24 protein-coding genes and 1 riboswitch are annotated in these 26,235 nt (G+C 68.3%); of the genes, 14 read left to right on the top strand and 10 right to left on the bottom strand.

Annotated features, from left to right (window positions below):
- Positions 1-188: 188 nt before the first annotated feature.
- A complete protein-coding gene (locus C5F46_RS09080) occupies positions 189-575 on the top strand; it encodes a hypothetical protein (RefSeq protein ID WP_107325036.1) in 387 nt (128 codons plus the stop codon).
- A 38-nt stretch (positions 576-613) separates the two neighbouring features.
- Here the strand turns inward: C5F46_RS09080 and ileS are convergent, their stop codons facing one another.
- The 3 genes from ileS to C5F46_RS09065 form a co-directional block, all read right to left on the bottom strand.
- A complete protein-coding gene (ileS, locus tag C5F46_RS09075; protein WP_107325035.1) occupies positions 614-3,529 on the bottom strand; it encodes an isoleucine--tRNA ligase in 2,916 nt (971 codons plus the stop codon).
- Between the two features lie 163 nt (positions 3,530-3,692).
- Positions 3,693-4,715 (bottom strand): YcjF family protein, encoded by a 1,023-nt coding sequence (locus C5F46_RS09070; protein WP_107325034.1) that lies wholly within the window; start codon positions 4,713-4,715, stop codon positions 3,693-3,695.
- Between the two features lie 10 nt (positions 4,716-4,725).
- Entirely contained in the window at positions 4,726-6,141 is a 1,416-nt protein-coding gene (locus C5F46_RS09065; RefSeq protein ID WP_107325033.1) for a YcjX family GTP-binding protein, read from the bottom strand.
- A 146-nt stretch (positions 6,142-6,287) separates the two neighbouring features.
- Between C5F46_RS09065 and truA the strand changes: the two genes are divergently transcribed.
- Entirely contained in the window at positions 6,288-7,058 is a 771-nt protein-coding gene (gene truA / locus C5F46_RS09060) for a tRNA pseudouridine(38-40) synthase TruA (protein WP_107325032.1), read from the top strand.
- A 258-nt stretch (positions 7,059-7,316) separates the two neighbouring features.
- On the opposite strand, the gene C5F46_RS09055 is transcribed toward truA, so the two are convergent.
- The 5 genes from C5F46_RS09055 to C5F46_RS09035 all read right to left on the bottom strand — a co-directional run bounded on the left by C5F46_RS09055 (position 7,317) and on the right by C5F46_RS09035 (position 11,720).
- On the bottom strand, positions 7,317-7,922 hold the full coding sequence (locus C5F46_RS09055; RefSeq protein WP_107325031.1) for a VUT family protein: 606 nt from the start codon (positions 7,920-7,922) through the stop codon (positions 7,317-7,319).
- Positions 7,923-8,000: 78 nt separating this feature from the next.
- Entirely contained in the window at positions 8,001-8,897 is an 897-nt protein-coding gene (locus tag C5F46_RS09050) for an esterase-like activity of phytase family protein (RefSeq protein WP_107325030.1), read from the bottom strand.
- A complete protein-coding gene (gene mepA / locus C5F46_RS09045) occupies positions 8,870-9,757 on the bottom strand; it encodes a penicillin-insensitive murein endopeptidase (protein WP_107325029.1) in 888 nt (295 codons plus the stop codon). Before mepA ends, C5F46_RS09050 begins: the two co-directional genes overlap by 28 nt.
- A complete protein-coding gene (locus tag C5F46_RS09040) occupies positions 9,754-11,088 on the bottom strand; it encodes an MFS transporter (RefSeq protein WP_107325028.1) in 1,335 nt (444 codons plus the stop codon). Before C5F46_RS09040 ends, mepA begins: the two co-directional genes overlap by 4 nt.
- Before the next feature lie 98 nt (positions 11,089-11,186).
- Entirely contained in the window at positions 11,187-11,720 is a 534-nt protein-coding gene (locus C5F46_RS09035; protein ID WP_107325027.1) for an acyl-CoA thioesterase, read from the bottom strand.
- 125 nt (positions 11,721-11,845) lie between these two features.
- Here C5F46_RS09035 and C5F46_RS09030 point away from each other — a divergent pair, with 125 nt between their 5' ends.
- From C5F46_RS09030 to C5F46_RS09020, 3 genes are read left to right on the top strand one after another with little or no spacing between them, the layout of a single operon-like run.
- Positions 11,846-12,139 carry a YggT family protein gene (locus tag C5F46_RS09030; protein WP_107325026.1) on the top strand — a complete coding sequence of 98 codons (294 nt, stop codon included), beginning with the start codon at positions 11,846-11,848 and terminating at the stop codon, positions 12,137-12,139.
- Positions 12,140-12,142: 3 nt separating this feature from the next.
- Positions 12,143-14,197: a DNA helicase RecQ gene (gene recQ, locus C5F46_RS09025; RefSeq protein WP_107325025.1), complete on the top strand. Its 2,055-nt coding sequence runs from the start codon at positions 12,143-12,145 to the stop codon at positions 14,195-14,197.
- Positions 14,198-14,250: 53 nt separating this feature from the next.
- Positions 14,251-15,489 (top strand): NnrS family protein, encoded by a 1,239-nt coding sequence (locus tag C5F46_RS09020; RefSeq protein WP_107325024.1) that lies wholly within the window; start codon positions 14,251-14,253, stop codon positions 15,487-15,489.
- Here the strand turns inward: C5F46_RS09020 and cobO are convergent.
- A complete protein-coding gene (gene cobO, locus C5F46_RS09015) occupies positions 15,461-16,084 on the bottom strand; it encodes a cob(I)yrinic acid a,c-diamide adenosyltransferase (RefSeq protein WP_107325023.1) in 624 nt (207 codons plus the stop codon). The two genes, C5F46_RS09020 and cobO, sit on opposite strands and share 29 nt — an antisense overlap.
- Positions 16,085-16,121: 37 nt before the next feature.
- A riboswitch (cobalamin riboswitch) is annotated at positions 16,122-16,324 on the top strand.
- Positions 16,325-16,425: 101 nt separating this feature from the next.
- Here cobO and C5F46_RS09010 point away from each other — a divergent pair.
- The 6 genes from C5F46_RS09010 to cobJ are packed head-to-tail and all read left to right on the top strand — an operon-like array spanning position 16,426 to position 23,168.
- Positions 16,426-16,776, top strand: a complete 351-nt coding sequence (locus C5F46_RS09010; RefSeq protein WP_107325022.1) for a DUF1636 family protein — start codon at positions 16,426-16,428, stop codon at positions 16,774-16,776.
- Positions 16,777-16,778: 2 nt separating this feature from the next.
- Positions 16,779-17,825 carry a cobalamin biosynthesis protein CobW gene (gene cobW / locus C5F46_RS09005; RefSeq protein ID WP_107325021.1) on the top strand — a complete coding sequence of 349 codons (1,047 nt, stop codon included), beginning with the start codon at positions 16,779-16,781 and terminating at the stop codon, positions 17,823-17,825.
- Positions 17,826-17,829: 4 nt separating this feature from the next.
- Positions 17,830-21,099: a cobaltochelatase subunit CobN gene (gene cobN / locus C5F46_RS09000; protein ID WP_107325020.1), complete on the top strand. Its 3,270-nt coding sequence runs from the start codon at positions 17,830-17,832 to the stop codon at positions 21,097-21,099.
- Entirely contained in the window at positions 21,083-21,712 is a 630-nt protein-coding gene (locus tag C5F46_RS08995; RefSeq protein WP_107325019.1) for a precorrin-8X methylmutase, read from the top strand. Before cobN ends, C5F46_RS08995 begins: the two co-directional genes overlap by 17 nt.
- Before the next feature lie 2 nt (positions 21,713-21,714).
- On the top strand, positions 21,715-22,440 hold the full coding sequence (locus C5F46_RS08990) for a precorrin-2 C(20)-methyltransferase (protein WP_107325018.1): 726 nt from the start codon (positions 21,715-21,717) through the stop codon (positions 22,438-22,440).
- On the top strand, positions 22,437-23,168 hold the full coding sequence (gene cobJ, locus C5F46_RS08985) for a precorrin-3B C(17)-methyltransferase (RefSeq protein WP_107325017.1): 732 nt from the start codon (positions 22,437-22,439) through the stop codon (positions 23,166-23,168). Before C5F46_RS08990 ends, cobJ begins: the two co-directional genes overlap by 4 nt.
- Here cobJ and C5F46_RS08980 read toward each other — a convergent pair.
- Positions 23,147-23,893, bottom strand: a complete 747-nt coding sequence (locus C5F46_RS08980) for a cobalt-precorrin-6A reductase (protein ID WP_107325016.1) — start codon at positions 23,891-23,893, stop codon at positions 23,147-23,149. The genes cobJ and C5F46_RS08980 overlap by 22 nt on opposite strands.
- Between C5F46_RS08980 and cbiE the strand changes: the two genes are divergently transcribed.
- From cbiE to cobM, 3 genes are read left to right on the top strand one after another with little or no spacing between them, the layout of a single operon-like run.
- Positions 23,892-25,073 carry a precorrin-6y C5,15-methyltransferase (decarboxylating) subunit CbiE gene (cbiE, locus tag C5F46_RS08975; protein WP_107325052.1) on the top strand — a complete coding sequence of 394 codons (1,182 nt, stop codon included), beginning with the start codon at positions 23,892-23,894 and terminating at the stop codon, positions 25,071-25,073. The genes C5F46_RS08980 and cbiE overlap by 2 nt on opposite strands.
- A complete protein-coding gene (locus C5F46_RS08970; RefSeq protein WP_107325015.1) occupies positions 25,070-25,438 on the top strand; it encodes a cobalamin biosynthesis protein in 369 nt (122 codons plus the stop codon). Before cbiE ends, C5F46_RS08970 begins: the two co-directional genes overlap by 4 nt.
- Positions 25,435-26,217, top strand: a complete 783-nt coding sequence (gene cobM, locus C5F46_RS08965) for a precorrin-4 C(11)-methyltransferase (RefSeq protein ID WP_107325014.1) — start codon at positions 25,435-25,437, stop codon at positions 26,215-26,217. The genes C5F46_RS08970 and cobM overlap by 4 nt, the downstream gene beginning before the upstream one ends.
- Positions 26,218-26,235: the final 18 nt, after the last annotated feature.

Below are 26,235 nucleotides of genomic sequence, written 5' to 3'. Positions count from 1 at the left end.
GTTTGCCCGCCTGTCATCAAATCGTTACAATCGGTAAACGGCACTGCGCCCGCAAACAAGGCCGCCCCGATGCCGCAGGGGCCTGAAATTGCGGCCGCCGCCCTTGCCCTTGCCGCCCACCGGTCTACTGTCCTGACAGAGAAATTCTCGGCACATGGTGGCCAAGACGCAGATCAGGAGACGATGCAATGACGATCAGGAACTGGAAGGAAGAAGACGAAAAGCTGGGGCTGGCCTGGCCCGGTGCGGCGCTTTTGGGCATCCTGACCTTCGGCGCGTTGATGATGGCGGGCGGCTTGGCAGACACTGCGGCGCTGCCGGTGGCGGGCGTTGTGACCGTGTTCTTCGGGATGCTCTGGGACTGGGCCTTTTACGGGCGTGACCCGGAAACCCAGTTGTTCGCGCTGACCGACAGCCTGACCCCTGATACCCTGCCCGGCAACGATGACATCTTTGGCAAAGGCTCGGTCGACATGAAGACGCTGGGTTTGCAGCCGCTGGTCGATCTGATGGGCCAGAACGCCCTGATGGACGGCGCGCCGATCATGAAGATCTTTGGTTTCGGCCTGAAATAAGACAGAGATGGAAAGGGGGGCTTTCGCCCCCCTTTTCTTTACCCCAGTGCCGCGTTGCAGCGGGCGCAGGTGCAGGGGTGGGCGTGGCTGCCCACATCGGGCAGAATCTTCCAGCAGCGTTCGCATTTTTCGCCCAGGGCGGTTTCAAACACCACCGCCACGCCGGGCGCCTCGGGCAGGCGGAACGCCTCGTTCGGGGCCGGGTCTGCGGTGAGTTGCAGGTCCGAGGTGATGCAGATATCGGCGAAATCGACCGATTTCAGCGCCGCCAGCAGATCGGGGTCTTCGACATGCACCACCGGCGCGGCTTCAAGGCTGGCGCCGATCACCTTGGCGGTGCGCTGCACCTCCAGCGCCGCCGTCACACCACGGCGGGCGCGGCGGATGCCATCCCATTTCGCAGCCAGCTCCGGGTTGCGCCAGTCGGCCGGGGTTTCGGGGATGTCTTGCAGATGGACCGAATTGTCATCGCCGGGGAAGCGCGCGAGCCAGACATCTTCCATCGTGAACACCAGCATCGGGGCCAGCCATGTCGTCAGCCGGTGGAACAGCAGGTCCAGCACCGTGCGCGCGGCGCGGCGGTTGGCCGAGGCGGGCGCGTCGCAATAAAGCGCGTCCTTGCGGATGTCGAAGTAGAAGGCCGACAGGTCCACCGTGCAAAAGTTGAACAGCGCCTGAAACACGCCCTGAAAATCATAGGCGGCATAGCCCTTGCGCACGACTTCATCCAGTTCGGCCAGCCGGTGCAGCACCCAGCGTTCCAGTTCGGGCATGTCGGCGGGGGCCACGCGCTCGGCCTCGGCGAACCCGGCAAGGTTGCCCAGAAGGAAGCGCATGGTGTTGCGCAGCCGGCGATAGCTGTCGGCCACGCCTTTCAGGATTTCCTTCCCGATGCGCAGATCGGTGGTGTAGTCCGACTGCGCCACCCACAGCCGCAGGATATCGGCGCCATAGTCCTTGATCACCTCTTGCGGCGCGACGGTGTTGCCGAGCGATTTGGACATTTTCATGCCCTTTTCGTCCAGCGTGAAGCCATGCGTCAGCACCCCGCGATAGGGCGCGCGGCCCTTGGTCGCGCAGGCTTGCAGCATTGAGGAATGGAACCATCCGCGGTGCTGATCGGTGCCCTCTAGGTACAGATCGGCGATGCCGTCGGCCGTGCCATCGACCCGGTCGCGCAGCACAAAGGCGTGGGTGGAGCCTGAATCAAACCACACATCCAGCACGTCAAAGACCTGATCATAGGCGGCCGGGTCGGCGATGCCTGCAAGCATCCTTTCCTTGAAGCCCGCAGTATACCACACGTCGGCCCCCTCGGCCTCGAACGCCGCCACGATCCGGGCGTTCAACTCGGCGTTGCGCAGCAGAAAATCGGGGGCGGTGGGTTTCGCCCCCTTCTTCACGAAGCAGGTCAGCGGAACGCCCCAGGCGCGCTGACGCGACAGCACCCAGTCGGGGCGGTTCTCGATCATCGAATACAGCCGGTTGCGGCCCGTGGGCGGGGTCCAGCGCACAAGCTGGTCGATCGAGGTCAGCGCACGGGTGCGGATCGTGTCGCCATAGGTGCCCATGCCGTCATCCAGCTTGCGGTCGATGGCGGCAAACCATTGCGGCGTGTTGCGGTAGATCAGCGGCGCCTTGGACCGCCAGGAATGCGGGTAGGAGTGTTTCAGCTTGCCCTTGGCCAGCAGCGCCCCCGCCCCATGCAGGGCCTTGATGACCGACACGTTCGCCGGGCCTTCCTTGCCCTCGGGCGTGATGATCTGCTGCCCGCCGAAGATCGGCAGATCGGCGCGATAGCTGCCATCGGGTTCGACATTGTAGGTCATCGGCAGGCCGAACTTCAGGCCAAGCTGATAGTCGTCGTCGCCGTGGCTGGGGGCGGTATGCACAAAGCCCGTGCCCACGTCGTCGGTGACGTGATCGCCCGGCAGCATCGGCACGGGATAGTCCCATTCGCCATTGCCGCCATCGACCCCATGGAAGGGGTGGGAGAGAGTGAGGCCCTGCAATTCGTCCGCACTCACTTCCCGCAGGCGGGTGAAGTTTTCCACCTTGGCGGCGGTCATCACGGCTTCGGCCAGCTTGTCGGCCAGAAGGATCGTCTCGCCGGGCTTCGCGTTGGCAGTCTCGGCGGAGGCCTCCACCCGGTAAAGTCCATAGGCGATGGCCGGGTTGAAGGCCACGGCGCGGTTCTGCGGAATAGTCCAAGGTGTCGTGGTCCAGATCACCACGAAGGCATGCAAGAGATCGTCGGCAGGGCTGACAGTTTCGCCACCGACAATTCGGGGCTTGAACCGCACCCACACCTGATGGCTCGTGTGGTCGTGATATTCGACCTCGGCCTCGGCCAGCGCCGTTTTCTCGACCGGCGACCACATCACCGGTTTCGATCCCTGATAGAGGCTGCCGTTCATCAGCAGCTTCATGAACTCGTCGGCGATCACCGCCTCGGCGTGATAGTCCATCGTCAGGTAGGGGTCGTCCCACTTGCCGGTGACGCCCAGGCGCTTGAACTCCTCGCGCTGGATGTCGATCCAGCCTTCGGCAAAGCGGCGGCATTCCTGACGGAAGGCGACGGTGTCCACGTCGTCCTTGTTCAGGCCCTTCGCCCGGTATTGTTCCTCGATCTTCCATTCGATCGGCAGGCCGTGACAATCCCAGCCCGGCACATAGCGGCTGTCCTTGCCCATCATCTGCTGCGAACGGACGATGAAATCCTTGAGGATCTTGTTGAGCGCATGGCCGATGTGCAGATGCCCGTTGGCATAGGGCGGGCCGTCATGCAGGACAAAGGGCGGGCGGCCGAGCTTTTCGCGCAGCCGGTCATAGATGCCGATGCGTTCCCAGCGGGCCAGCCAGTCGGGCTCGCGCTTGGGCAGATCGCCGCGCATGGGAAATTCGGTTTCGGGCAGGAAAACGGTGGTGCGATAGTCGGGCGTCTCGGCGCTCATCGGGGAAATCCTTGGGATTGGGGCGCAGATGCGCCCGGGGCATGGCGATGCGATCCCGGCTGCCCTGACGCGTCAGAGCGCCGGGCCGGTAATTCGTGCGTGAAAAGGCGCCATCCCGGTCATGCCCGCCTTATAGGATCGGGCCTGCGGCGCGGCAAGTGTCCTATTCCACGCCCTTGTCGCGGGAAAACACCCCGGTCAGCGCGCGGCCTACAAGGTTTGTGACCTTGGGCCGCGGCAGCGCGACAAAGGGCATCGGGCGGCAAACCTCCATCGCGGCAACGCCGACGCGGGCGGTCAGCGCGCCGTTGACGATGCCCTCGCCGAACCGGCGCGAGACCTTGGACAAAATCCCCCCGCCCGCGACTGACCCCACCAGATCGTCGCCCACCGCCACCGCGCCGGTGGCGACCAGATGCGTCATCACTGTGCGCGCCAGCCGCAGGCTGCCAAAGGTGCCCGCGCGCCCGCCATAGATTTCGGCCAGCCGCCGGATCATCCGCAGGTTGGCCACCAGCGCCGCCACCACATCGGCCAGCGCCAGCGGCACGATCGCCGTGACCGTTGCCACCAGTCGCGCGGCCGCCTCCACCTCGAGCCGGGCGGCGGCATCAAGGGGCGCCATCAACTCGGTCTCGGCCAGCATGAACAGCGCGTCGGCGTCGAATACGTCGCCCTTGCGTTCGTCCAGCCGGGCGCGGCTCCACTCCATCTCGGGGCGGCCCTTGTAAAGCGCCTCAAGACGGCCAACCACCTTGCGTGCAACCTTCAGATCGCCCGCCGCGGTGGCCTCAAGCACGGCGGCATGAACCCGGTCAAGCCGCGCCAGCCGCGACCATGCCGCCAGTTCGCGCAGACCCAGCAGCAGCGCCGCCAGCAGGAACAGGGCCAGAATGCCCAGCCCCACCCAGCCCACGACGACATTGGTCGCCATCAGGCCCGAGACAAAGTTCCACGCCGCGACCGAGACCACAAACCCCAAGAGCGCCAGCGCCATGCGCCAGAAGAACCGCGACAGGCGCGACGGCGGGCGCGCGGCAAGCCGCGCCGCGATCTGCATCGCGCGGCCCTCGGGGCGGCCGGTTGCAGGCTCGGGCACCGGGGGCGCATCGGCGGGGCTGGGTGGCACGGTGCCGCCCAACTCGATCAGAACGGGGCCGCGAGGGCGATCCTTGGGCTCGGTCATGGTGGTTCCCCTACAGCCGGTCGCCCAGCAGAAACTCGGCGGCGCGATCCAGCCGGATATGCGGCGGCCCCTCGCCGGGGCGCAGCGTCACCGGGGCGGGGGCAAAGGACATGATGGCATAATCGGCATCCAGCCAACGCTCGGCCCCTTCGCGCGCGGGCGTCAGCAGTTGCGCGGGGTCTGACGGCAGATCGCCGGGGTAAAAGGCGGCGCGGCGGCCATCCAGCAAGGTGCCGCGCACCGCATCCAGCGCCACGCCATTGTGCAGGATTTCTTCCTCGACGGTGGCGCGCAACGCGGCAATCGACATGGCCGCGGTCTTTGCCCCGGCAAAATCGGCCCGGTCGCGGGCCTCGCGCAACAGCGCCTCGGTGATCGCAGTCAGGCGGGCGTGCTGGGAGTGATGCAGATGATCCGCCTTGGTCGCGGCGAACAGGATACGCTCCACCCGGCGCATTCCGATCAGACTGGTCAGCCAGTTCAGCCGCCCCGGCCGGAACGCCGTCAGGATCGCCGCCATCGAGCGGCGCATATCCTCCACCGCCTGCGGCCCGGCGTGGATCGCGCCCAGCACATCGACCAGAACCACCTGCCGGTCGATCCGGGCGAAATGTTCCAGAAAGAAGGGCCGCACCACCTGCGATTTATAGGCGTCATAGCGCCGCTCCATCTCGCGCCACAAACTGCCGCGCGGGGGCACGGCGGTGGGGCGCGGCAGCGGAGCAAATGTCAGCGCGGGCGAGCCAGCCAATTCGCCCGGCAGCAAAAACCGCCCCGGCGTGCAATCCGACCAGCCCGCGGCGCGCGCGGCATGCAGATGCGCGGTAAAGGCCGCGGCCAGCGCCTGCGCGCGGCTCTCTTCCAGTCGGGCGGCGGGGTTGGCAGAAATGGCCTGATCCAGAAACGCCGCGCCCAGCGGCCGGTCGGCGATGCGGGTCAGAACCGCCTCGGACCAGTCGGCGTAGGATTTGTCCATCAGGGCCAGATCCAGCAGCCATTCGCCCGGATAATCGACGATATCCAGATGCAAGGTGCGCGCGCCCCGCAGCGCGCCCAGCATCCCCGAAGGTTGCACCTTCAGCGACAGCCGCAGCTCTGAAATCGCCCGCGTCCCCTCGGGCCAGTGCGGTGCAGTGCCGGTCAGTGCGGCCAGATGCGATTCGTAGTCGAACCGCGGCACGGTGTCGTCGGGTTGGGGTTGCAGCCATGCAGCACGAATCGCGCCATCGGCGGCGGCCTTCAACCCCGGCATCCGCCCGCGATCCAGCAGGTTTGCCACCAGCGAGGTGATGAACACCGTCTTGCCCGCGCGCGACAGCCCGGTGACGCCGATGCGGATCACCGGCTCGAGCAGTGCGCCCGAGACACCGGACCCCACACGTTCGACCCCGCGCAGCACGCCATCGGCGATATCGGCAATTCCCATGGGCTTGGCCTCCGCTGTTGATCCCAAGATAGGCATCGGCACGGCCCTGCGGTAGGGGGCATCTCGCAGCAGGGCGCCATCATGCCCAAGACGGTTTGCGATGCGGCCCGGCTTGTCCGGCCCCCAGCCACGGGCTAAGGAGAGCCATGCCCAGATATGCGCTGAAGATCGAATATGACGGCGGCCCGTTTGCGGGCTGGCAGCGGCAGGCGGCGCAGCCTTCGGTGCAGGCAGCGATCGAGGCGGCGCTGGGGCGGCTGGAACCCGGCCCCCATACCATCGCCGCGGCAGGCCGCACCGATGCGGGCGTGCATGCCACCGCACAGGTGGCCCATGCCGATCTGACCAAAAACTGGGAGCCGTTCCGGCTTGCCGAGGCGCTGAACTGGCACCTGAAGCCCGCCCCGGTCGCAATTCTGGCCGCGGCGCGGGTGGATGAGGGCTTTCACGCCCGGTTTTCAGCGATCGAGCGGCGCTATACCTTCCGCCTGCTGGCCCGCCGTGCGCCCGCCACGCATGACGCGGGACTGGTCTGGCAGGTGCTGAACCCGCTGGACGCGGACGCGATGCGCGCCGGCGCCGCGCATCTGCTGGGCCATCACGATTTCACCACCTTCCGCTCCTCTTTGTGCCAGTCGGCCTCACCGATCAAGACGCTCGATGAAATCCGCATCGAGGATATCGCATTGCCGCACGGGCGCGAATACCGGTTTCACCTGCGCGCGCGCAGTTTCCTGCACAATCAGGTGCGGTCCATCGTCGGCACGCTGGAACGTGTCGGAGCGGGGGCATGGGCGCCGGGCGATGTGGCCCGCGCGCTGGCCGCCCGTAACCGCGCCGCCTGCGGCCCGGTCTGCCCGCCGCAAGGGCTATATCTGTGCGGGGTGGGGTATCCGGCCGATCCGTTCAGGGGGTAGCGGCAGCGTCAGCACGCCCTGCCGCGCGGCCCAATTGAAAGGGCCGCCCCGAAAGGCGGCCCCCGAGATCTACGGAGATGGGCCAGTTAGGGATCTGGTCCCAGTCAGGGGTTTGAACCCTCGGGGCTGCCCTCAGGCCACGGCCCCCCTGACTGTCCCGACACCTCTCTCCACTATCACTCTAGACACTGGACCACCTCCTTTCATGTGTTGCCGTTATTCACAGGCTGCCACAGATTTTGTGTTTGTCAAAATCTTTTACGCAACCCTTGTGGCAAGTCGGCTCACGATCATGCGAAACGGCACCAGTGCCACCAAAGCAAGCAGAAGTTTGACAGACCAGTCCGCGACAGCCAGCGACACCCAAAGCGGCGTCTCGGGGCCAAGCCCCAGCAGCGGCACCGGGCCGGTGGCCCAGGACACGTCATTGCCGGGCTCCAGCATCACCAGCGCGGCGGAAAAGGCGATGGTAAAGAACACCGCAGTATCCAGCGACGAGGCGATCAGGGTCGAAACCACAGGCGCGCGCCACCACGCGCCCGCGCGCAGACGGTCGAACACCGCGATATCCAGAAGCTGCGCCAGCAAAAAGGCCAGACCAGAGCCCAGCGCGATGCGGAACGTGGTCTTGTCGAATCCCGCGGCAATAGCCGAACAGCCGATGCCGGTGACAAAGCCTGCCAGCACCACGCGCCGCGCGGCAGCGGCCCCATAGAGGCGGTTGGTGACATCGGTCACAAGGAAGGCGAGGGGGTAGGTAAAGGCACCCCAGGTCAGCCAGTCGCCATACAGAAACTGCACAAGGATGTTGGAGGCCACAACGACGGCGGCCATGGCAAGAATGCCGGGAAGATAGCGGGTCATCTGTGATCCGTTTTTACAAGGTTGCGGAGACTTGGCCCCTTTGGGCAGTTGCCCCCTACGCCCAAGGCGCCGTCCCTGTCAATCGCGCAGGCGATATTCCACGAGTTCGGTTCGCTGAAACGGCTGAAAATTGTCATCTGATACCATCGTCAGCCGGATCGCCCCGGCCGCGTCGCGCCAGAGGGCGATTCCCTCCAGGTTGTCATGCCGCCGGGCGCGGGTTTGCAGCAAAACCTCTTCGCCGCGCGGGCCTTGGGGGCCAAGGTCGAACACCCGCACACGGCTGAGAAACCCCAGCAGGCCCCAAAAGTCGCGCTCCAGCAGGTAAAGCCGTCCGTCGGGGCCGAAATCGGCGCCCACCGGCAGCCAGCGCCCATCGCGCGGGATGGCAAAGGGCTGGTCCCAACTGCCGTTACGAAAGCGGTAGACAGGAAAGGGCCGGGTCGTGGCGCCCGACCGTTCCGGCAGGGTGTAAAGCGCGCCATCGGGGCTGATCGCCAGTGCCTCCAGCCCCGAGTTGGTCTGCAAGTCACGAACCGCCTGCGGCCGGGGCAGCGGTTGGGCGGGGGCCTCGGGGCGCGGGTGGCGCACCACGCGGTGCAGCCCCTCGAACGAAATGTAGATCGTGCCGTCGGGCGCGATTGCCAGCCCCTCGGCATCGGTCTTGTGGCCGGTCAGCGGCGCTCCCTTGCTGTCGCGCAGCACCACCGGGGCCGCAGTACTGACAGCGGTGATCGCGCCGCCTGCATCGCGGGCAAGCCGGGCTGTCCAGAACGTGCCGCGGTCTGACACCGCTGCAAGCCGGGTGCCGCTGGCGTCCAGTTCCAACCCCGAAAGCCCGCCAAAGCCGGGCTGGGCCGAGGCCCAAGTGACGCTGCCCAGATATTCGGCGCGGCGGTCGGGCACGGCGCCGCCATTGCTTCCCAACAGCGCCAGCGCCGCCGCGATCAGCGCGAGGCGAGGACGTTGGCGCATTGGGCGGGCAGATCGGACATCGTATAGGTGCGGGCGGTCTTGGGCGGCGGGCCTTCGGGCTTTGGGCGCCGGGGCGGGTTGCGCAGCTCTTCAAGGTAAGTTGTGACCCACCAGTTCAGCGTCTCGTCACAACCATCGCCGCCGTTTGACAGGTCGGCTACCGAGGGCTTTTGCCGCTCGCACCCCGGCGAGCCTTGGGGGCATTTCAGCCGCACATGGAAATGGGTGTTGTGGCCATAGATCGGGCGGATCTTTTGCAGCCAAGCCCGGTCGCGGCGACCGCTGGCATTGCACATGGCGATTTTCACCGCGGCGGCCACAAAGATGCGGTCCACCCGCGGGTCGGACGCTGCGGCGCGCAGAAGGGCGTGGTGTGATGCCGTCCAGTTGCCGGTGACCCGCGTCTGGTCATCGGATCGCACCGAAATCGACGAGATGCTTTCACGCTCGGCCCGGCTGAGGTTCAGCCGCCGGGGCGGCAGCATCCAGATATCGGCATCCAACCCGGTCTGGTGGCTGGCATGGCCCCCGGTCATCGGTCCGCCGCGGGGCTGGGCCATGTCGCCGATGTATAGCCCCGGCCAGCCGATCTGGCGCGCGGTGCCCGACAGGTCGATCAGAAAGCGCACCAGTTCGGGGTGGCCCCAGTTGCGATTGCGCGACAGGCGCATCGCCTGCCATGTCGGCCCGGTTTCGGGCAGTGCCACCAGACCCGCGGCGCAGCCGCGCGAATAGCTGCCAATCGCCTGCGGCGCCTGCGCCGAGGGCGCGCGGGCAGCGCCGAACAATTGCCGTGCCAATGGTTCGGCCCCGGCAGGGGTCGCGGTCAGCAGCAGGGCAAGGCCAAGGGCGCGGATCATTGGGCAGGGCCTCCGTTCGGTTTGACCCAGACTAGCAGCACAAGGCCAAGACCGAACAGCCCGATCAGAGGCACGATCCCGGCCTGTTGGCTGCCCGTGATCTGCGTGACCACCCCGATCGACAGCGGCGCGATGAACGAGGTGGCCTTGCCCGCCAGCGCATAAAGCCCGAAACTTTCCGTTATTTTTTCGGGGTCTGACTGCCGCACCATCATCGTTCGGCTGGCCGATTGCAGCGCGCCCCCGGCGGCGCCGATCAGCCCGCCCATGACATAAAAGGCAATGTCCGGCAGGCGGCTTTCCGCCATGACCGGCATGCCAAAGACCGCGTCGCGCGAAATGTAGATAACGCCCAGCGTCACCAGCGCCAGCGCGATCACGCACAGCACGATCACCGGCTTTGGACCAAAGCGGTCATCGGCCTTGCCGCCTGCCCAGGCAAAGGTCGCCCCGGTGATGGTGCCCAGAATGCCAAAGATCGCCACGTCGATGATCGACCAGCCCAGCACCCCCGCCGCATAGAGGCCGCCAAACACATAGATGCCGTTCAGCGCATCGCGATAAAACATCGACGACAGCAGATAGGCCAGCAGGCTGCGGTTGGCTGGCAGCCCCGCCAGTGTCGATTTCAGCTCGGGCCAGGCTCCGCGCAGGGCTGTGCCCACCGGAACCGGAACCGCGGGCCGCACATCGCGCACGAACAGGAAAAACGGGATCATGAACACCGCATACCACAGCGCGGTGAAGGGGCCGACGGCCCGCGTGCCCTCGCGGAGCGCCGGGTCAAGCCCCAGAACCGGCGCAATCCCGATCAGGGTGCGGCCGCTGGCGTTTTCGGCAAAGAGCGTGACCATGACGATCAGCGCCACCATGCCGCCCAGATAGCCAAATCCCCAGCCCGACCCCGATATGCGCCCGATTTCCTTGCGCGAGCCAAGGCCCGGCAGCATGGCATTGGTGAAGATCGTGGCAAATTCCATGCCGATCAGCCCGAGGGCAAAGGCGGCCATCACAAACCACAGGTTGAAATCGCCGGGGATCGCCCACCACAGGCCCAAGGCCCCGGCCACATAGAACACCGAGAACAGCGCGATGAAGCCGATCCGCCCGCCGGTCTTGTCGGCCACCGCACCCAACAGCGGCGCGCAAAGCGCGATGATCAACCCCGCCGCGCCGACGCCGTAACCCCAGACCGTTTGCGCTGCGGTGCCGCTGCCCAGCAATTCCTTCATATAGGGGGCAAAGATGAAGGTCAGCAGCAGGGTGTTGTAAGGCTGGCTGGCCCAGTCGAAAAAATACCAGCCCCAGATCCTGCGATTTGCGCGTGCCATGACCGCCCCCTTGGTTGCGCAGATCAAGCCCGAATCCCGCCCGCCGCGCAAGCACGCTGAAGGCCGCGCCGTTGCGGCCTGTCCTTGGCTGGCCGATCTCAGCCCTGCGGCGGCCAGGGCCGCAAGCCATCGGCGGTGATCCAGCCCTGCACCCAGTCGGGCAGGGCGGGGCTGGCCAGATCGGGCCGCCCCATCGCCGCCAGAACCTGTGGCGGCACCACGATGCCCTGCGCCGAGGTCACCGCCGAGCGGATCAGCATGTGGCTGGTGCACGCGCCCGCCTTCCACATGCTTTGCTCCATGTAGAAAAATCGCGCATCCCAGCCGATGCAGCGGCTGCGCATCTCCAGCCGGTCAAAGGCGCGCACCCGGCGCCGATAGCGCACCGAATTGCCTGCCACCGTGATGCCCCAGCGATTGGCCTTCAGCACCGCCAGCAGGCCGGTGCGCGCCGCGAGCGGAATGCGCCCCAGGTCATACAGCGTCAGTGTGCGCCCGTTGTTCAACTCGACCCAGGGGTCAAGATCCCAGGGCCAGCAGATGTGATGCGACACATGGGTGCCGGTCAGCGGCAGCGGATCGGCAGAGCGGAACTTCACGGCCTCCTTGGCCAGTCGCAGGAACGGATACATGCGGGTCTCCCTTTGCGGGCATCCTGTCTGCTGCGGGGCCACCGTCAACCCGGCACGTTGCGGCACATGGTTGCAAGCGCGGGGCGTCTGACATACCTGTTGCATCGCAACAGGCGGAGGTTTTCATGGGCACGCTGCATTATGCGCTGATGCTGATCCTGGACGTGGTCTGGTTCATCATGATCGCGCATATCATTCTAAGCTGGCTGATCAGCTTTCAGGTGCTCAATACCCGCCAGCCGATGGTGGCGCAGATCTGGTATGGCCTGAACCGCCTTCTGGAACCGATTTATGGCCCGATCCGCCGGATACTGCCGCAGATGGGCGGCCTTGATCTGGCGCCACTGGTGGTGTTCATCGGGGTGATCATCCTGCAACGCGCGCTGATCAACAACGCCGGCTTTTTCTACGGCTACTGACCGATGCAGGCGCCTTGCCCCGAGGCGCTGCTGGCCTCTGTCTTTGGCTTTTCGGCCTTCCGCCCCGGCCAGGAAGACATCGTGCGCGCCGTGACGGCAGGGCGCAACACGCTGGCGATCATGCCCACGGGCGGCGGCAAGTCGCTGTGCTTTCAACTCCCCGCCTTGTGCCGCGATGGCGTGACGGTGGTCATCTCGCCGCTGATCGCGCTGATGCGCGATCAGGTGCGGGCGTTGCGGGCCGCGGGGGTCGAGGCGGGGGCGCTGACCTCGGGCAATACCGACGAGGAAACCGAAGAGGTGTTTCAGGCGCTGGATGCGGGGCGGCTGAAACTGCTTTACATGGCGCCCGAACGGCTGGCCTCGGGCGGGGCGGTGGCGCTGCTGCGGCGCATGGGCGTGACCCTGATTGCGGTGGACGAGGCGCATTGCGTCAGCCAGTGGGGCCACGATTTCCGCCCCGATTATCTGCGCATCGGCGAATTGCGCCGCGCGCTGGGCGTGCCGCTGGCCGCCTTTACCGCCACGGCGGATGAAGAGACGCGGGCCGAGATCGTCACCCGCCTGTTCGACGGGCAGGCGCCCGAGACGTTCCTGCGCGGGTTCGACCGGCCCAACATCCATCTGGCGTTTCAACCCAAGGATCAGCCGCGCGCGCAGATATTGGCCTTTGCGGCCGCGCGGCGGGGGCAATCGGGCATTGTCTATTGCGCGACGCGGGCCAAGACCGAAACGCTGGCGCAGGCCCTGCGCGAGGCGGGACATTCGGCAGCCGCCTATCACGGCGGGATGGAGGCCGGGGCCCGGCGCGACACCGAGGCGCGGTTTCAGCGCGAAGACGGGCTGATCGTGGTGGCGACCATCGCCTTCGGCATGGGCATCGACAAGCCTGACATCCGCTGGGTGGCTCATGCCGATCTGCCCAAGTCGATCGAGGGCTATTATCAGGAAATCGGCCGTGCAGGCCGCGACGGGGCAGCCGCCGAAACGCTGACGCTTTATGGGCCCGACGACATCCGCCTGCGCCGCGCGCAGGTGGACGAAAGCCCCGCGCCCCCCGAACGCAAGGCGGCCGACCATGCCCGGCTGAACGCGCTTCTGGGGCTGGCCGAGGCCACCGGGTGCCGCCGACAGCGATTGCTGGGTTATTTCGGCGAAACCGCCGGGCCTTGCGGCAACTGCGATCTGTGCGACACGCCGCCCGATCTGTTCGACGCCACCGAGGCGGTGCGCAAGGCGCTGTCGGCGGCGCTGCGCACGGGCGAGTCGTTTGGTGCGGGGCATCTGATCGACATTCTGACAGGCACCACCACAGACAAGGTGCGTGAACGGGGCCATGACAGCCTGCCCACCTTTGGCGTCGGGCGCGATCTGACGCGCGCGCAGTGGCAGGCGGTGTTTCGCCAGATGCAGGGCCATGACCTGATCCGCCCCGATGCCGACCGCCACGGCGCGCTGGTGATGACCGAGGCCGCCCGCCCGATCCTGCGCGGCGAGGCGCAGATCACGCTGCGCCGCGATCTGGTGCGCCGTGCGGTGGCCGGGCCGGTGGTGCGCGCGCTGGTGGCCGAAGAGGACGCGCCGCTTCTGTCCGCGCTCAAGGCCAAGCGCCGCGCGCTGGCCGAGGCGGCAGCTGTGCCGGCCTATGTCATCTTTCCCGACCGCACCCTGATCGAGATGGCCGAGACGCGGCCCGCCAGCCTTGATGCGCTGGCACGCGTGAACGGAGTGGGGGCCAAAAAGCTGGAAAGCTATGGCCGCGCTTTCCTTGAGGTGATCGCGGGTGCCGGGGCCGGGGCGCCGGTTCACCCGGCACGGATGAAACTGGCGGGGCGCGCTGCGGGCAACCTGTTCGACCGGCTGGCCGAGGCGCAACTGGCGCTGGCCCGTGGCCCCGACGGGCAGGACCGCTATCTGACCTGCACCCAGACCACCCTGCGCCAGATCGCCGAAACCCGGCCCCGCAACCGCGCTGCGCTGGCGCGGGTCTCGGGCATGGGCGAGGCCAAGCTGGACCGTTTCGCCGATGTCTTTCTGACCATCCTGTCTGACGCCTAGGGCGGATGCGCGCCTGCGCAGGCCCTGTCCTTCCGCCCATCTCTGGTGTTGCCATGACCCCCACGCCCGCACAGCTTTCCGACCTCTGGCTTGCACCGCACCGGCCGCTGTTTCTGGCGGCGGGGTGCTGGGCGTTTCTGGCGGTGCTGTGGTGGCAATGGGGCGCCGGGCTTGGGCTGGCTCCGCCCAGTCTTGGCACGCCGACACTCTGGCATGTGCATGAAATGGTGTTTGGTTTCGGCGCGGCCTCGATGGCGGCCTATTTTCTGACCGCAGTGACAAGCTGGACGGGCCGTCCGGCGCTGACCGGGCCGGGGCTGCAGGCGCTGGTGGCGCTTTGGGTTGCGGCGCGGGCTGCCATGCTGGGCGCCGACAGCTTGCCGCTGCCGGTGCTGATCGCGCCGGGGCTGGGCTATTTCGCGCTGCTGGCCGGGGTGCTGGCGCGCGATATCGCTGCGGCGCGGGTCTGGGGCAAGCTGGGCTTTCCGGCGGCGGTGGCGGCGCTGGGGCTGGTCGATGTGCTGTTCATCATCGCCGCGCGGCAGGGCTGGGCGCTGTTTGACACGGTGGCACTGGTGCGCGCGGGCGTCATGTTCTTTGCCATCAAGGTTGCGGTGATCGCGGGGGGCATGATCCCGGCCTTCACCGGCAACTGGCTGCGCCAGGTGGGCGCAATGGTGCCGCCCCCGCGCGAAAATAGGCTGGCGAATCGTCTGGGGCTGGCCACGCTGTTTGCCGCTCTGGCCCTGACACTGGCGGGGGCCGAGGTGACCAGCGGCCTTGCGCTGATCATCGCGGGGCTGGTGCAGGGCTGGCGCCTGTCGGGCTGGCGGATGCGGGCCGCGCTGCGCAACCCGCTGCTGGCGATGATGCAGTTGACCTTCCTGTGGCTGGTGATCGGGCTGATCCTTGTTGGCGTTGCGCGGCTGCTCCCTGGCCTCTGGCCCGAGGCAGACGCGGTGCATGCCCTGACGATGGGGGCGATGTCGGGCATGGTGATGTCGGTTGCCGCGCGCGCCGCCGCCCGGCGCGAGGGCGGGGCGCTGATCGCGGGGCGATTGTTGCCCCTGGCCTTTGCGGTGCTGTGGTCTGCGGCCTGGGTGCGCGTCGCGTCGCCGCTCTTTGCTGACAGCTATGCGGCGCTTGTGGCCGCCGCTGCCACGATCTGGTGCGCCGCCTGGGCGTTGTTTCTCGTGGCCTTTGTGCCGCGCATCTTTGGCCCGGTGCTGCGCCCGGTGTTTTCGGGCGCGCGCGCCGCGCCGGTCAGTATTCAACCCCCGGCTGGCCCTTGATCCCGGCCCGGAACGGGTGTTTGACCAGCGACATTTCGGTGACCAGATCGGCCGCCTCGATCAGCGTCTCGGGGGCGCCGCGCCCTGTCAGAACCACATGGGTCAGCGGTGGCTTTTCGGCCGACAGAAAGGCCAGCACCTCGGCCGCGTCCAGATAGCCGTAGCGCAGGGCGATGTTGACCTCATCCAGCAGAACCATGCGGATGGCGGGGTCGCGGATCACCTCTTTTGCCTTGTCCCATCCGGCCTGCGCCGCGGCAATGTCGCGGGCGCGGTCCTGGGTTTCCCAGGTGAAGCCCTCACCCATCGCGTGAAACTGGCACAGGTCGGGGAAGCGTTCGGTCAGGATGCGGCGTTCGCCGGTCTCCCACGCGCCCTTGATGAACTGCACCACCGCGCAGGGCATTTCATGTGCGATGCAGCGCAGGATCATCCCGAACCCGGCCGAGGATTTGCCCTTGCCTGCCCCGGTATGCACGATCACCAGCCCCTTTTCGCCGGTCTTTCCGGCCATGATCCGGTCGCGCGCGGCCTTCTTCTTGGCCATCTTGGCGGCGTGGCGGGTTTCAGCTTCTGTCTGAAGATCGTCGGGCATCGTCCATTCCCCTGCTTGACAACCTCGGGCGGCTTGGGTCAGGTAGCCGCACGTTGGTTCCTGTCTATGACAGGCGAAGAGGGAATGCGACAGGGGGAAACCCCAAGCGCAGCCGCCCCCGCGACCGTGACCGGAAAGGTCGCCCGATGCCACTGGCCCCAAAGGCTGGGAAGGCTGGGCAACCGTTGGGGAAACCCAGAATCCGCAAGCCGGGAGACCTGCCAGCGTTGACAGAAACGGGCGGACGGGGTGTTCCGCGACCGGTGCCAATCGCATGCCGGGTCGCCCCGCCTGCGTTTGCTCTGGCCCATCCCCCCATGCCTTTGCGCAAAGGACGGGCCATGGCCACCACGCTACATGTCTGCACCACCTGCCGCGCGGGCGAGCCGCCCGAAGAGGGCCGTCCTGTGCCCGGCGCGCGCTTGCACGCGGCCCTGACCGCCGCCGCGCCCGAAGGCGTGCGGGTTATGCCTGTCGAATGTCTCTCGGCCTGTTCGCAGGGCTGCGCGGTGGCGCTGTCGGGCGCGGGCCGGTGGTCTTATGTCTACGGCGGCCTCACCGAGGCCCACGCCCCCGACATCCTGTCTGGCGCGGCCCGCTATGCGGCGACCGCCGATGGCCTCGTTCCTTGGCGCGACCGCCCCGAGGTCTTTCGCAAGCAATCCATCGCCCGCATCCCCCCGCAGGAGTGACCATGACCGACCTGACCAAGACCCCGGTAACCATCATCACCGGCTTTCTGGGCGCGGGCAAGACGACGCTGATCCGTCATCTGCTGGCCAATCCGCAGGGCCGACGGCTGGCCGTTCTCGTCAACGAATTCGGCACGGTGGGGGTTGATGGCGACCTGCTGCGCGCTTGCGCCGATAGTGCCTGCCCGGCCGAGAATATCGTGGAACTGGCCAACGGCTGTATCTGCTGCACGGTGGCCGAAGATTTCATTCCCACCATCGAGGCGCTGCTGGCCCGGCCCGCGCCGCCCGATCACATCCTGATCGAAACCTCGGGGCTGGCTCTGCCCAAGCCCTTGCTGAAGGCCTTTGACTGGCCCGCGATCCGGTCGCGCATCACGGTTGATGGCGTCATCGCGCTGGCCGATGCCGAGGCGGTGGCCGCGGGTCGCTTTGCTCCTGACCCGGCAGCGGTCGCGGCGCAGCGCGCGGCCGATGACAGCCTTGAGCATGACACGCCGCTGTCCGAGGTGTTCGAGGATCAGATCGCCTGCGCCGATCTGGTGTTGCTGACCAAGGCCGATCTGGCGGGCGACGCGGGCCTTGTCGCTGCCCGCGCGCTGATCGCGGCCGAGGCGCCGCGCCCGCTGCCGATGCTGGCGCTGACCGAAGGCGTCATCGACCCGCGGCTGATCCTGGGGCTGGGCGCTGCCGCCGAGGACGATCTGGCCGCGCGCCCCTCGCATCACGACGGGTCGGGCGATCATGAACATGATGATTTCGCCAGCGTCGTGATCGACCTGCCCGAGATCGCCGACCCCGAGGCGCTGGCTCAGGCGGTGCGACGGCTGGCGCATGAAAACCGCATCCTTCGGGTAAAAGGCCATGTGGCGGTGACGGGCAAGCCGCTGCGGCTGCTGATTCAGGCGGTGGGCGAACGGGTGCGCCATCAGTTCGACCGGGCCTGGGGCGCCGCCCCGCGGCAGGGCCGGCTGGTGGTCATCGCCGAGCATAAAGACATCGACGAAGCCACAATCCGCGCGGCGCTGCTGGCTGCTGTGGGGGCCTGATCCGGTGCATGTGATCTTCCGCGAAAGCCACGGGCTGGAAGAGACGGGTGCCCCGGTCGATCTGGGGCAAAGCCCGGCCGATCTGGTGGTGCTGTCGTTTTCCGACAGCGATCTGGGTGCCTTTGCGGCGGGCTGGCATCGGGGCGGAGGGCCGGTGGGCGGGTTGCCCGGCTTGCGGCTGGCGAACCTGTCGGCGCTGCGTCACCCGCTGTCTGTCGATACCTATGTTGACCGCACGCTGGCGGGGGCAAAGGGCATCCTGATCCGGCTGATCGGGGGCGAGAGCTATTGGCCCTACGGACTGGCCGCGGTTCAGGATCTGGCACGCCGGCGCGGGATCGCGCTGGCGGTGCTGCCTGCCGACGGGCGGCCCGACGACCGGCTGGATGCCGCCTCGACACTGCCGCTATCCACCTTGCGGCGGCTGGCGGCGCTTTGCGATGCGGGCGGCGCGGTGGCGGCACAGGCGGCGCTGGCGCAACTGGCGCTGGCGGCGGGGCTGTATGCGGGGCCGGTGCGAGGAGTGAAAACCGTGCCCGATTGCGGCTGGTATGACCCCGATCTTGGAATTCTGGCCGAGGCCCCGCAGGCCGATTGCCCGGCCGTCGCCCTCACCTTCTACCGCGCCTATCTGACTGCGGCCGATACCGCACCGATTGACGCGTTGATCCGCGACCTGCGCGCGGCCGGCTTTGCCGCATGGGGGCTGTTTGCGCCCTCGCTCAAGGCTCCCGGAGCGGGGGCATGGCTGGCGCAGGCATTGGGCGTGCTTGCCCCTGTGGCCATCGTGAACGCCACGGCTTTTTCGGCGCGTGGCACGGCTGGCTCGCCGCTTGACGGCCCCGGCTGCCCGGTGTTTCAGGTGGCGCTTTCTACCGCAACCGGGGAGGAATGGGCGGCGTCGGATCGTGGCCTGTCGCCTGGCGATCTGGCGATGCATGTCGTTCTGCCCGAAGTGGACGGGCGGCTGTTTGCCGGGGCGATCAGTTTCAAAACCGCGGGCGAGCGCGATGCCCACCTGCAATTCGCCCGCACCACGCATCAGCCGCTGCCCGACCGGATCGCCGCCGTGGTGTCACGGGTGGCCGCCTGGCACCGGCTGGGGCACGCCCCGGCGGCAGGGCGGCGGCTGGCGATGGTGCTGTCCACCTATCCCGGCAAGGCGCATCAACTGGCCCATGCCGTCGGGCTGGACGCGCTGGCTTCGGCCGAGGCGGTGCTGGCCGATCTTGCCACCGCGGGCTATGCCGTTACCCCGGTCGCGGGGCTGGGGCTGGGGCTGGGGCTGGGGCTGCGAGAAGCGCGCGAAAGCTGGCCGCTGGCGGCCTACCGCGCCGCGCTGGACACGCTGCCTGTCTCGCTGCGCGCCGCCCTTCACGCCGCCTGGGGTGCCCCCGAGGATGACCCCGACTGCGATGGCGCGGCCTTCCGCTTTGCCGCCCTGCGGTGCGGCGCGGCCCTGATCGCGCTGCAACCCGAACGCGGCGACCCGGTGGCACGCGCGGGCGACTATCACGACCTCTCGCGCATCCCACGCCATGCCTATGTGGCCTTCTACCTTTGGCTACGGGCGCAGGGGGTGCACGCGTTGATCCATATGGGCGCGCATGGCACGCTGGAATGGCTGCCGGGCAAGGCGGTGGCGCTGTCATCGGCCTGCTGGCCCGAGGCGCTGATCGGCCCCCTGCCAGTGATCTATCCCTTCATCGTCAACGACCCCGGCGAGGCCGCGCAGGCAAAACGACGGATCGGGGCCGTCACGCTGGGCCATCTGCCGCCGCCTCTGGTCGCCTCTGCGGTGCCGGAGGGGTTGACGCGGCTGGAACAGCTGCTGGATGAATACTCCACCGCTGACGGGCTTGACCCGGCGCGGCGCGACCGGCTGATCGCGGCGATCCGGGCCGAGGCGCGCGGCGCCGGGGTCGAGACCGATCTGGGCCTGCCCGAAACGGCCAGCCCCGCCGAGGCGATCACCCGGATCGACCGTTTTGTCTGCGACCTGAAGGAAAGCCGTTTTGGCGCGGGCCTGCACATCTATGGGCAGGCGCCGGGCGAGGCCGAGGGTCTGCGCGCGGCTCTTGCCGGGCGGCGGGTGGAGCCGGGGCCCGCGGGTTCGCCCAACCGGGGCCGGGCCGATGTGCTGCCCACGGGGCGCAATCTTTTCGCCGTCGATCCGCGCGCGGTGCCCAGCCGCGCCGCCCATGCGCAGGGCGTGAAGCTGGCCGAGGAACTGCTGCGCCGTCACCTTCAGGATCAGGGCGACTGGCCGCGGGGGCTGGTGGTCGATCTGTGGGGGTCAGCCACGATGCGCACGGCGGGCGAGGATTTCGCCATGGCGCTGCATCTCGCGGGCCTTGCCCCGCGCTGGGACGAGGGCACAGGCCGCGTGGCGGGGTTCGAGGTGATCGCGCTGGCGCTGCTGAGCCGACCGCGCATCGACGTGACGCTGCGCGTCTCGGGCCTGTTCCGTGACATCTTTCCGGGCCTTGCGCAGATGTTTCAGGCCGGGGTCGCGGCGCTGGCCGCCCGCGACGAGGCCCCCGAGGACAACCCCTACCTTGCCACGCGCGCGCCCCGCGTCTTTGGCCCCCGACCCGGCCAATACGGGCAGGGTATGGGTGCCACGCTGGGCGATTTCACCCCCGCCGCCCGTGCCGCAGCGGGCGAGGCGTGGCTTGCCGCCTCGGCGCACAGCATCGCCGCTGATGGCACGACCCGCCCCGACCGCGCGGCGCTGGAGGATCGGTTGCGCGCCGCCGATGCCTTTGTGCATGCGCAAGACCTGCCCGAAACCGACCTGCTGATGGCCGCTGATTATGCCGCGCATGAGGCAGGCTTTGCGGCTGCCGCCGCGAGCCTTGGCGCGGCCCCCGCGCTGTATCATCTTGATACGACCCGCCCCGAGGCACCGCGCGCCCGCGCGCTGACCGAGGAAATCGCCCGCACCGTGCGTGCCCGCGCCGCCAACCCCGACTGGGCCACCGGCATGATGGCGCATGGCTTTCGCGGTGCCGCCGAGGTTGCGGCGACGCTCGACCATATGGCGGCCTTTGCGCATCTGGCAGGCGTGGTGCCCGGCCATCTGTTCGACCTCTACCATGAGGCGACGCTGGGTCGGCCTGATCTGCGCACCTTCATGGCCGCCGAAAACCCTGCGGCGCTGATCGCAATGCAAGACACCTTCCGCCGCCTGCACGATGCGGGCCTGTGGATCACCCGGCGCAATTCGATCGCCGCCAGCCTGAACGGGGAACCCGATGCTGCATTTTTATGAAACCGATGGCGCGGCGATCTATCGCCAGTCCTTCGCCACGATCCGGGCCGAGGCCGATCTGGTTCGCTTCACCCCCGATGAAGAATCCGTCGTGGTGCGGATGATCCACGCCGCAGGGCTTGTGGGGCTGGAGGCCCATATCCGCTTTACCCCTGGCATGGCGATTGCGGCGCGCGCGGCGCTGGAGGCGGGCGCACCGATCCTGTGCGATGCGCGGATGGTATCGGAGGGCATCACCCGGCCCCGCCTGCCCGCCGGGAACGCGGTGATCTGCACGCTGCATGACGCGGCGGTGCCCGACCTCGCTGCGCGCCTCGGCACCACCCGCAGCGCCGCTGCGCTGGAGTTGTGGCGGCCCCATCTGGCGGGTGCGGTGGTCGCCATCGGCAATGCGCCGACCGCGCTCTTTCATCTGCTGAACATGCTGGACGACCCGGCCTGCCCGCGCCCTGCCGCGATTATCGGCTGCCCGGTGGGCTTTGTCGGCGCAGCCGAATCTAAGGATGCACTGATTGTCGCCCCGCCCGCACCTGCGCTGGTGGTTGCGGGGCGGCTGGGCGGGTCAGCGATTGCTGTCGCTGCGGTGAACGCTCTGGCCTCCCGGAAGGAATAGCAATGGCAAAGATCATCTGTGCGGGGCTTGGCCCCGGCGACCCCGATCTGATCAGCCTTCGCGCCGCCCGTATGATCGGCGCGGCAACGCAAGTCGCATATTTCCGTAAGGCTGGAAATTCCGGACAAGCCAGAAGTAGTGTGCAGGGACTGCTGCCGGCGCACGTTGCCGAATTTGCGATGGAATACCCCGTCACCACCGAACTGCCCGCGGGAAGCCCCGCTTATGACGCCGCCCTTTCGACCTTTTACGATGACTGGGCCGACCGTCTGGCCGCCCTGTCTGGTGAGGTGGTCGTGCTGTGCGAGGGTGATCCATTCTTCTACGGCAGCTTCATGCACCTCTATATCCGCCTGCGCGGGCGGGTTGAGATCGAGGTGATCCCCGGCATCACCGGCATGTCGGGCTGCTGGACTGCGACGGGCCAGCCGATCACCTGGGGCGACGATGTTCTGACGGTGTTGCCCGGCACCCTGCCGGAGGATGCGCTGGCCGACCATATGCGCCGCGCCGATGCGCTGGTGGTCATGAAGACCGGCCGCAACCTGCCCAAGATCCGCCGCGCGCTGGCTGCTGCCGGGCGGCTTGATGCGGCGTGGCTTGTCGAACGCGGCACCATGCCAGGCCAGCGTATTGCGCCCCTGGCCGAGTTAGAGCCAGTCGATTGCCCCTATTTCGCGCTGGTGCTGGTGCATGGCCATGGTCGGCGTCCGGGGCGTGCGGCATGACCGGCTGGGTTGCTGTGGCGGGGCTGGGGCCGGGCGATGCGGCGCTGATCACGCCCGAGGTGACGGCGGCACTGGCCGATGCGACCGACGTAGTGGGCTATATCCCCTATGTCGCGCGCGTCGCGCCCCGACCGGGGCTGCGACTGCACGCATCGGACAACCGGGTCGAGATTGACCGCGCGCGCCATGCGCTTGCCCTGGCCGCCGCGGGCGGGCGGGTCGTCGTGGTATCGTCGGGCGATCCGGGGGTGTTTGCCATGGCCTCGGCGCTGTTCGAGGCGCTGGAAGGGGTGCCGGCCCCCCACGACCTTGATATCCGTATCCTGCCCGGCATCACCGCGATGCTGGCCGCGGCTGCGCGTGCCGGGGCGCCGCTGGGGCACGATTTCTGCGCGATCAACCTCAGCGACAATCTCAAGCCCTGGGTGCTGATCGAAACGCGTCTGCGCGCCGCGGTGCGGGCCGATTTTGCAATGGCCTTCTACAACCCCCGCTCGGCCAGCCGCCCCGAGGGGTTCGCCCGCGTGCTGGACCTGTTGCGCGCCGACTGCGGGCCAGACCGGCTGATCACCTTCGCCCGCGCCGTCACCACGCCCGAGGAGCGGATCATCACCCTTCCGCTGTCCGAGGCGCGGCCCGACATGGCTGACATGCGCACCGTTGTTCTGGTCGGCAATTCCGCCACCCGTCGCGTCGGTCGCTGGGTCTACACCCCGAGGTCGGCATGAGACAGCCAGCCCATCACCTCGACCACCTTTTCGGCGCGCGGGCGCGGCGGCATGGTGGGCCGGTCGATCAGGATCACCGGCAGGCCCAGCACCCGCGCGGCCTCCAGCTTGGCCCGCGCGCCGCTGCCGCCCGCGTTCTTGGCAACCACGATTTCGGTGCCATGAGCCTGCATCAGCGCAAGGTCATCTTCGGTGCGGAAGGGGCCGCGGGCGATCAGGGTTTCGGTGCGCGGCAGGGGCAGGGTGCCGTCGGGCGCATCGACAAGCCGCAGCAGGTAATGGTGCTGGGGCTGGCTTGCGAAATCGCCCAGATGCTGGCGGCCAATCGCCAGAAACACCCGTGCAGGCGCCGTTGGCAGGGCGGCTGCGGCGCCGGCAATATCGGGAACATGGATCCAGTGGTCGCCAGGGGTCGCCTGCCATGGCGCGCGTTCCAGTGCAATCAGCGCAGTGCCGGTCGCAGCGCAGGCGGCCACCGCATTGCGGCTGATCTGGGCGGCAAAGGGGTGGGTGGCGTCGATTACATGGCTGACCCCTTCGGCGCGCAGATAGGCGGCCAGCCCCTCGGCCCCGCCAAATCCGCCCGCGCGCACCGGCAGCGGCTGGCCCACGGGTGCCACGGTGCGGCCCGCGTAGGAAAAGACGGCTGGCAGACCGGCTGCGGCCAGGGCGGCGGCCATTTGGCTGGCTTCGGTTGTGCCCCCCAAAAGAAGGATGCGCGGCATGGCTGACCCCTGGCTGTCGATCATCGGCATCGGCGAAGATGGACCGGATGGTCTGACGCCTGCAAGCCGTGCCGCGCTGGGCGATGCCGAAATCGTCTTTGGCGGGCCGCGGCATCTGGCACTGGCAGGGGTGGGCGCACGCGGGCGGGCCTGGCCGGTGCCGTTTGACCCTGCCCCGGTGCTGGCCTGCCGCGGGCGACGGGTGGCGGTGCTGGCCTCGGGCGATCCGTTCTGGCACGGGGCGGGGGGCAGCCTTGCCGCGCATCTGGCGCCGGGCGACTGGCGTGCTTTTCCGGTGGCAGGGACGTTTTCGCTCGCTGCCGCGCGGCTGGGCTGGCGGATCGAAGAGACCGCCTGCCTTGGCCTGCATGCCGCCCCCTTTGGGCGGTTGATCGCGCATCTGGCGCCGGGCGCCCGCATCCTGTGTCTGATGCGCGACGGGGCCGCGGTGGCCGACCTCGCCCGCTGGCTGGCCGCGCGGGGCTGGGGGCAAACCCGACTTTGGGTGATGGAGGCGCTGGGCGGCCCGCGCGAAAGGGTGCGGCAAGCCACCGCCGATGCCTTTGCGTCGGATTGCGTCGCCGCGCCCGTTACCGTTGCGCTGATCGCCGCGGGCGGGCGCGCCCTGCCGTGCAGCCCAGGCCTGCCCGATACCAGCTATGCCCATGACGGGCAGATCACCAAGGCCCCGGTCCGCGCGCTGACGCTGGCGGCGCTGGCCCCGCGCCGGGGGGAATTGCTGTGGGATCTGGGCGCGGGGTCGGGGTCGGTCTCGGTCGAATGGTGCCTGGCCGGGGGCCGGGCACTGGCCATCGAGGCTCGACCTGATCGCGCCGCAAACATCCGCGTCAATGCCGAAACCTTTGGGCAGCAGGGCCGTCTGAGCGTGATCGAGGGCCGCGTACCGGCTGCGCTGACGGGCCTGCCTGTGGCGGATGCGGTGTTCATTGGAGGCGGTCTGACAGAGGCGGTTTTCGCTGCGCTCTGGCCTCGTCTGCGGCCAGGCACCCGGCTTGTCGCCAATGCCGTGACGCTGGAGACCGAGGCGCTGCTGGCCGCGCTGCATGCCAGCCATGGCGGCGCTCTGATGCGGATCGAGCTTGCCCGCGCGGCACCGCTTGGCGGGCTGCGCGGCTGGCAGGCGGCGCGCCCGGTGGTGCAGTGGAGCGTGGTGGCATGAGGGTTGCAGGGCTTGGCTTTCGCGGCGCCGCCTCGGTCGCCGCGCTGCGCGAGGCGCTGGCCGCGGCGGGTGGTGCAGACGGGCTTGCGGCGCTGGCCACGCTGGCGGGCAAGGCCGAGGCGCCCGCACTGGTGGCGCTGGCGCGCGAATTGGGGCTGCCGGTGCTGGCCCTGCCCAAGGCCGCGCTGTCAGGCCAGCCCACGGTCAGTGCCTCGGCCCGGATCATGGTGCGCCTTGGCACTGGCAGCCTGGCTGAGGCGGCGGCACTGGCCGCGGCGGGGCCGAGCGCGCGGCTGGTGGGGCCGCGGAAAATTTCAGCCGATGGCATGGCCACGGCGGCAATTGCGGAAGGACGAACCACATGACGGTGCATTTCATCGGCGCGGGGCCGGGGGCGGCTGACCTGATCACGCTGCGAGGGCGCGACCTGATCGCGGCTTGCCCGGTCTGCCTTTATGCCGGGTCGCTGATCCCCGAAGGGGTGCTGGCGCATTGCCCGCCGGGCTGCCGGATCGTGAACACCGCGCCCCTGAGCCTTGATCAGATCATTGCCGAAATCGCGGCCGCCCATGCGCAGGGCCTTGATGTGGCGCGGTTGCAGTCGGGCGATCTGTCGATCTGGTCGGCGATGGGCGAACAATTGCGCCGCCTGCGCGACCTGGGCATTCCCTATGACATGACGCCTGGTGTGCCCGCCTTTGCCGCCGCTGCTGCCGCGGTCGGGGCGGAACTGACGCTGCCGGGGCTGGCGCAATCGGTGGTGCTGACGCGCACCTCGGGTCGGGCCACGGCAATGCCTGCGGGCGAAAGCCTTGCGGCCTTTGCCGCCACCGGGGCGACGCTGGCCATTCATCTGTCGGTTCACGTCCTGCCGCAGGTGGTGGCCGAGCTGGCCCAACCCTATGGCGCCGATTGCCCGGTTGCGGTGGTCTGGCGCGCAAGCTGGCCCGATCAGCGCATCGTGCGCGCCACGCTGGGCACGTTGGAAACCGCCGTGGGCGCCGAGATGGAGCGGACGGCGCTGATCCTGGTGGGGCGCACGCTGGCTGCCGAAGGATTCGACGAAAGCCGCCTCTACGCAGGCGATTACGACCGCCGCTATCGCCCGGTGGGCAGCGATCCGCGCTTTCCGGTGCAGCCATGATCGTGCCTTGGCCATGCG

The organism is Phaeovulum veldkampii DSM 11550 (assembly GCF_003034995.1).
GTDB lineage: Bacteria > Pseudomonadota > Alphaproteobacteria > Rhodobacterales > Rhodobacteraceae > Phaeovulum > Phaeovulum veldkampii.
The sequence above is the reverse complement of the archived record's forward strand: the minus strand, read 5'-3'. Positions and strand labels throughout refer to the sequence as shown.